This is a genomic window from Allorhodopirellula solitaria (assembly GCF_007859855.1).
Taxonomy (GTDB): Bacteria; Planctomycetota; Planctomycetia; order Pirellulales; family Pirellulaceae; genus Rhodopirellula; species Rhodopirellula solitaria.
The window spans coordinates 1-6,737 of sequence record NZ_SJPK01000048.1; the positions used below are offsets into that span (position 1 = coordinate 1).

Annotated in this window: 3 protein-coding genes; all 3 read right to left on the reverse strand. The window is 59.6% G+C overall.

The features are described 5' to 3' along the window. Positions 1 to 102, reverse strand: a 102-nt coding sequence (locus CA85_RS26270; RefSeq protein ID WP_146393209.1) for an IS4/Tn5 family transposase DNA-binding protein, incomplete at its 3' end; no start/stop codon positions are given. 321 nt (positions 103 to 423) lie between these two features. Beyond that, the gene (locus CA85_RS24450) at positions 424 to 3,246 is read right to left on the reverse strand and encodes a UvrD-helicase domain-containing protein (RefSeq protein WP_146394339.1); all 2,823 of its coding nucleotides are present in this window, start codon (positions 3,244 to 3,246) and stop codon (positions 424 to 426) included. Further along, complete coding sequence (locus tag CA85_RS24455) at positions 3,243 to 6,176, reverse strand: PD-(D/E)XK nuclease family protein (protein WP_146394341.1); 2,934 nt, start codon at positions 6,174 to 6,176, stop codon at positions 3,243 to 3,245. Before CA85_RS24455 ends, CA85_RS24450 begins: the two co-directional genes overlap by 4 nt. Positions 6,177 to 6,737: the final 561 nt, after the last annotated feature.

Consider the following 6,737-nt stretch of genomic DNA (forward strand, 5'->3'; position numbering starts at 1 on the left):
CTCAGCGATTCTCGAAAACTGCTCGACAATCGTTTTAACGCGTTTTTCTCGTCTCAGGTCGCCTAATTCAAGCCAAGCGAACTCCGATTCAATCCATTCCATCGCCGCAGCCCTCCCTGAGCACACTGAGATCCTTTATGTGCCTGTGTATCTACCCGAAAAGATGTGTAGGATAAAGAGGGCGATGCCCTGGGCTTTCATACAGCCGCCCCGTTGGGGCTCAAGAACGCCGAATGAAAAGCTGCAGTAATGAAACGTCCTTCGGGATACATGCGGGTAATCACAAAACGTCGCTTCCCGTGTGACAAGTACACGGGGGAGCAATCGTGTGGGTAATGACCAGCTCGACGCCTCGTCCACTGCGAATATGGGACTCGTCGCCTCGTCCACTACGAATTGTGAAGGAACGCCGAGCCCATCGGTTTATGCGTTCTGCCTATCCTCAACCTGTGCGTTGCGTCTGGGGACTTCTCCGATGGGGCGGAAGGATAGCGGGCGTTTTGCGTTCGGTGGCGTTTCTGGAACCGCCGACTGCTCGGCCGCTTCCGCTGACTGCCACCACTGTTCGTCACCGGACTCGAAGAGCACCGTCCGGCCTGCGGTGGCGTCGACATCGGTATCGGTTGGGTCTTTCCATGCATGAAACAGGAGTGAGCCTGCATTCTTGTTCTCGAAATCAGCTTTGGTCGCTGGTGGCGTGAGGAGATACAGTCCTTGCCGAGCCCGTGTCATGGCGACATAGAGCAGACACAAAGCTTCGGTGACCCGCGCGGTCACGTTGGCGCCAAAGGTTCGCTGCCAGCGTTCGGGTAGGTAGTGCCATTGTTTTTCGCTGACACTGCGGCTCATCCCAACTGGCGGTTGGCTGAGGTCGGGCAAGTCCGCGATGCACTGCGGCGATTGACCAATCAAATCCTTGTGAAGTTCAGGTAAGAACACGGCATCGAATTCCAGGCCCTTGGATTGGTGAACGGTCATCACCCGTACCGCCGCGGCGCGAGGCCTCTGCACACGTTTCGTGTTGACCAACTCAACAAAATCACGCAGCCGCGATCTCGCCGTGTGCCGATAGAGCGTCGCCAGCTCGACGAGTTGATCCAGCCGCACGCGGTCGCGCTCATCGCAGGCCGCTCGCAGGGTTTCGGCGAGGTGCAGCACAGTTGCCGGCAACCCGTGGTCTTCGAGCATGGATCGCAGTTCGTCAGCGGCCGCGTTCGCGTCGTCATCATCGGACAGCGGTAGACAATCGGCGAGCGGTGAGAAGGCGATATGAAACCGCCAGCGACCGTCACCGGGGTGCTCGACCATCATCAAGGCGGAAAGAATCCATCGCACCACCACGGAATCGGACAGCGGATTGCCGCCCTCAGCACTGACGTCGACCCCACGTGATTCCAAGTGATCGATCAGCATCGCGACTGTCGCATTGGTTCGCGTCAGGACACCGATTGTCAGCTCGGGTGCCTCGCGGTGCAGCCCCGCGATCTGTTCGGCGGTTTCGACCATCAGAGCATCGGCAACCTCCTTGGCAGTGGCCTTGATCGGTTTCCCTTTCGGATCCTCTGGGTTTTCCTTCGGCGGCACGAGCGGGCCGGTCATGAAACGCACGAACCCAGGCAGCGATCGGGCGGCGGTGTGCTGGGGGAACTTTTTGGCAAAGGTTTGCAGGGCGATCGCTTCGTAGAGCGATTTATCCCCTGGGTCTTCGCTCGCCGGTGTTTCCGCGAGAGGGTGCTTGGTGAGGTTTTGGAAGGCGTCCGTGACGGCATCGAGCACAACGGAAGAGCTGCGGTAGCTCATGTCCTGCGACGTCGAGACGATGCCGTCGATCTGCGAGTCGACCGCCTCAAAGATCTCCGCAACACCACCCCGCCAACCGTAGATAGCCTGTTTGGTATCGCCGACGCAGAAGAACGAATGACTGCGGCGCGGATCCGTTGTGCCGAGTGTCGAGTCCGGGGCTTCACCGGGATCGGACGCCGGTTTGACCACCGACTCGGCCAGCACCTTCAAAACCTGCCACTGCACGGGAGCGGTGTCTTGGAACTCATCGAGCAGAAGATGGTCGATCCGCGAGTCGAGGCGCTGCTGGATCGTGGCCCCATCGAGCCGCCGGAAGATGTTGGCCAAACGCACGGCGATGTCATCGAACGCGAAGGCGCGTTGGTTTTGTTTCAGTTCCGAAATGGATTGTTCATAATGGACCGCGACGCCACCGGTAGCGTGGTTTTGGCTCCTCAACAGCGAGAGGGCTTCGCACTGGACCGATCGGTACAAAACGTCGAACCCCGGATCGAGCTCGGGTGGGAACTTGCTGCGTCCATACTTCACTTCCTCATCGAGTCGCCGCGATTTGTGAATGTTTTTGAGCAGCGTCTGTTCGACGAGCGGACCGAAATCGCGAGCGTCGAGGTAGTCAGCCATCTTCTCGAGCAATTCGCGAAGTGATTTCTGCGGCAGATCCGCCATCCGAAAGGTCCCCGCCGTTGACGTGATCTGGGGAGACTCAGGGCGTGCGGGGACGTCGATGGTGTCCCAGGCCTCAACGTCAGCTTGACGGGCCATCGCGTAGGTGGTTTCGACGACCATGATCAATTCGCGAGCGATATTGCGTTTGACATCGCCCCGGCCGAGCATCGAAATCAGGCTCTCAATCTCGGCCGGTTTTAAACTGTCGATCATATTGCCAACGGCGACTTGCCGCAGCCAAACCTCCTCCACCTCGTCGGTCAATCGCCAACCCGGGGGCAGTTCCAATTCGAAGGGCAAAGCCCGCGCAAGTTGTGAAAAGAGGCTATCGAGTGTGCAGATGCGAAGCCGGTGGATGTGACGGAGCAGGCGATGAAAGAGGTCGGCGCAGACGTGCCGCGGCAACCCTGGCAGCCCAACCTGATCTCGCAGCGCCGCGAGACTCTCGGGGCGCTCCGCATCGGCGGCTTGGCCGAGCGTGACGAGAACGCGGGTCAGAATCTCGCCAGCGGCCTTGCGGGTAAACGTGGTGGCTAAGACCGATTCAGGTGGGGCACCCGTCAACAGGATTTTCAATAGCCGAGCGGTGAGCTGATAGGTTTTTCCGGTGCCCGCCGAGGCGCGAACCAAGGTAGGCTCAAAGGCACCTCGGAGTAATTCGGGCGTGAGCATCTCGCGGTCTATCAACAGCTCATCGAATGCCTCGATTGCCTCTTGATCGGTCGCGACCGGATCTTTGCGGTCGGGTGCGGTTGATGGGTGGGTGTGATCGTTCATCGGGACACCTCACTCGTTTCGCATTCATCGTCGACGGGTACGGTGTTAATAGATTCGTTGAACATCATTTCATAGTCATCGTACTGCACGCCGGCTGGATGCGACTCAAATTGACAGTCCCGGATTTTGCGCACGCAATCGTGGATCAGTTCATCGGCTTGGTCGAACTGGGATTGCGTGAACGTCGCGAGGTTGATCTTCGTCTCCGCGTCCTTCTCGGCCACGTTGAAGTACCCCAGTTCCACATCGATGGGATCGGCGGGGATTCCGAGATCGGGGATGAATCGTCGATACAGCGGCAATTGCAAATCAACCCATTGCACCGAACCGTCGGGCAACTTCTTGAGATGTTTCTTCTCCGGCAGATGGCCGTGGGTCTTGTAGTCCAAGATCGCCCAACGATCGAGTTCGGGGTGATAATCGATTCGATCAAAGCGTCCGCGCAGACCGGTGAACTTTCCATCGATGAGGATCCCCGTGGGCTGTTTGGGTTTCTTGGTCTTGCGGTCGAAGTCGAGTTCGTCAACGGATGCTTCGACGGCATGGATTCGCCAGCCCTGGGCGATCCGTTCAGCTTGCCGCAGGGCGACCGTTTTCAAGCGACGTTCGGCTTGGCGAACCTGTATCTGCACCGTCGACGCTGTGTTGTCACCATAATATTCGCTGGCGTACCGGTGCAGCTGGGCGGTCAGCTCTGCGGCGATCTTGTCAGGGTCGGGCTCGTCTTTCGCCTTGCTTTCGCCGAAATACTCAAGGGCACCATGGACGAGGTCGCCGAACTGGTTCGCGGCGAGTTCGAGTGTGGAGTCATCGAGCGGGCGCAGACCCAGAACATAGCGCAGATAGAATCGGTACGGGCACGCCAGGTAGGCTGAGAACGCGGTCACGCTCAAGGTCTCGACCGTACGTCCCGGTTGTGAGGGCGGGGGGCGAAAATAATCGATGTGAGATTGGTCTGCCACCTGGTCTTCCATACAAGCGTCCTGCGAGACCACGCTCATGGCCGGGCGATGCTCTGTCAGGATGCCGCAGACACGGCGGGCGGCATCGTCGGGCGACGCCGCTGCCAACAGCCGGCTCGGCGGCGTGGGCGAACCGTCGGCCGAATGGGTGCCTACGAGGAAACGCACCTCTGAGCGGCTAGTGAGCATCTGATGCATCGCGTGGACGTCCCGCGCGTAGCGGCGGTCGTTGACCCGTTGGCTCAGGGCCGACTGCAGCGACGAGGGCAGGTAGGGATCCGATGCGGCGGCTTCGGGAACATAGGGATGATTGAGTCCACAAACGACGAGAGCGGGCGCGTCATCGAGCGCCAGGTCCAGCCACCCCAAGATCTCAATCTTCTCCGCCGTTGCCGAATCAGACAAAGGAATATCCGCGATGCGGTTGGTTAGTAATTCGAGGGCGGCAAGAGATTCGATTGGAGCATCCAAGGACTCGCTCAAGTTCTCCAGTTCCAGCAAAACTCGGCGTGTCGCGGTGACCGCAAGCGATGTCGGGTCGTCGATCGCCTCGGTCTCGATCGTGTCGGCGTAAACAGATTCGAGTACCTCCAGAAGAACCTGGCTCCATTTCCGGATCGGGCGAGCACTCCGGTCCAATGGAGCGAGCCACTCCTGAAGACAATCTCGGACTTGATTGGCTGCCGCGGTCTCTTGCCGAGTAGCAGGCAGGGGGTGATCGATGCCGCGAGGGAAAGCCTCGGACAATAATTGATCGAGCGACGTTAACCACCCCTTGGATCGCTTCGGCGAGGCGGTCTTTGGCTGGCTGGAATTCCAACTCCGGTCGATCAATTGGTAGACGGCTGCATGTCGAACGAGGGCCGCGAGAGCCCGCCAAGTGCGCCGCTGACGATACGTCACCAGCAGATCGAGCAATCTCCCAACCGAGGTTTCTGCCACCGTCCACCCCATGTGCCGGTAGGTGGGGACTTTCATCAATCGGCAATGGTTCTCGATGGGCTCAATCTGAGAGGGATCGGTCACGCCGATCGTGATCGCATCGACACTGTGTTCTTGGCCGAAATCGGCGAGTGCTTCGATCACCGCTCTCGATTGATCGTCCACGCCGGTGGCGGGCACCAATTGCTCGTCGCCAAGCGGCAACCGGTGCTCTTTCCAACGCTCTGGGATCAGGCAACCGGTCGCATCGAAGCGATCGGCATCGGACTGCGGCGCCGCGACGAGGGCGGTAACGGGGGCCGCGACCTGCCCCAGCATGGCCTTGACCATCTCCGACAGGTCGCTGGCGCCGACCAACACGATCGGACGCGAAGCCCGGCACTGGCCGCTGGCGACTTTGTCGAGGGCCGCAGCGTACGGGTCGCAGCGCTCAGCGGATTGAAGCTCGCGCCGGTAAAGATCAAACGCCGCACCGAGAACTTCCCAACGCCGCTGTTCGGCCCCCGCTTCCGTTTTTGCCTGAACCTCTGCGAAGGTCATATTCTCCGCTGCAACCTTGGTCCAGAGACGCCGGAGAGTGGATGCGAGATCCAACCAAGGTGCCGTGGCATCGGGCTCCGGCGGCGTCGGAACGAGCGTCTTGAGCGACTCGGTATCCGTAGCTGATAGGACCCTTGCCCAGGCGAGAGATTGCTCGAAGTCCGTCGCCCACTCGGCTGGTCGCCGGTACAGCAAACCGGGCAACTGACCGACGAGGTAGAACCGCGGCGATCGATACTCGCATCGATTTGCCCGGGCCGCCTCCGCCAATTTCTCGCGTAGCCTCGTTATCGCACGGCTTGAGGGCAACACCACGTCCCACCCGCTCAGGTCGAGCGCAGCCGACGAGCCGGTGCCCCGCTGCTCGATTAGCCACCGCGCCGCATGCTGCAACAAGGGTTCATCCCAGCCGCAAAAGACTCGCTCGCACCGCGTCGCTACCGAACGCGAACCCGGCGTTTCTCGTTTTCCCGAAGTTGATTCCACTGACAAATTCAGTCTCTCCTGATGGGGCCGTCGCTATGGGACGCGAGGACAGTAGGTGGCGAGGTTAAGAGTAGCGTAAGCTTCCAGCTTGCGATGTTTGCCGACCGCAAGCTGGGAGCTTGCGCCACTCGTTGTGCTCTCGATGCTGAGCGGGCTAGTGTACGCTGTCATCGCAGCGAGAGAACCCGGAACGCGTCCGGGAAGGCTTCCGTCGACATCTGCCATCGGCGGTGTTCCCTCCTACCAGACATACTCTCCCGGCACGAGGTTCGATTCGGAGGGAATGCTATCGATCTGCCGCAAAGAAATAGGCTCATCCGACGGAAGCGTGCGCTGGAGGTTTTGGAAGCGTGGCTCCAGTATCCAATGATTGATTTGTCGGAGGTGGTAGTGGATGTTAGACCGGAGCTGCCGGGAGAAACGGAGCCGAGCTCGAATGGCGTGGACTTAGGGCGAATCTGGCGTGAAACAATTTTGAGCTAGCGAAGAACGGCATCCTTGTTGCATCGTGGTTTTTCTTCACAAAAATCTCAACACAAGCAAGGATGCCGTCGATGATTC

Excerpts from the sequence above, each read along its gene's own strand:
- CA85_RS24450 (WP_146394339.1), bottom strand. The coding sequence starts at position 3,246 with ATGAACGATCACACCCACCCATCAACCGCACCCGACCGCAAAGATCCG.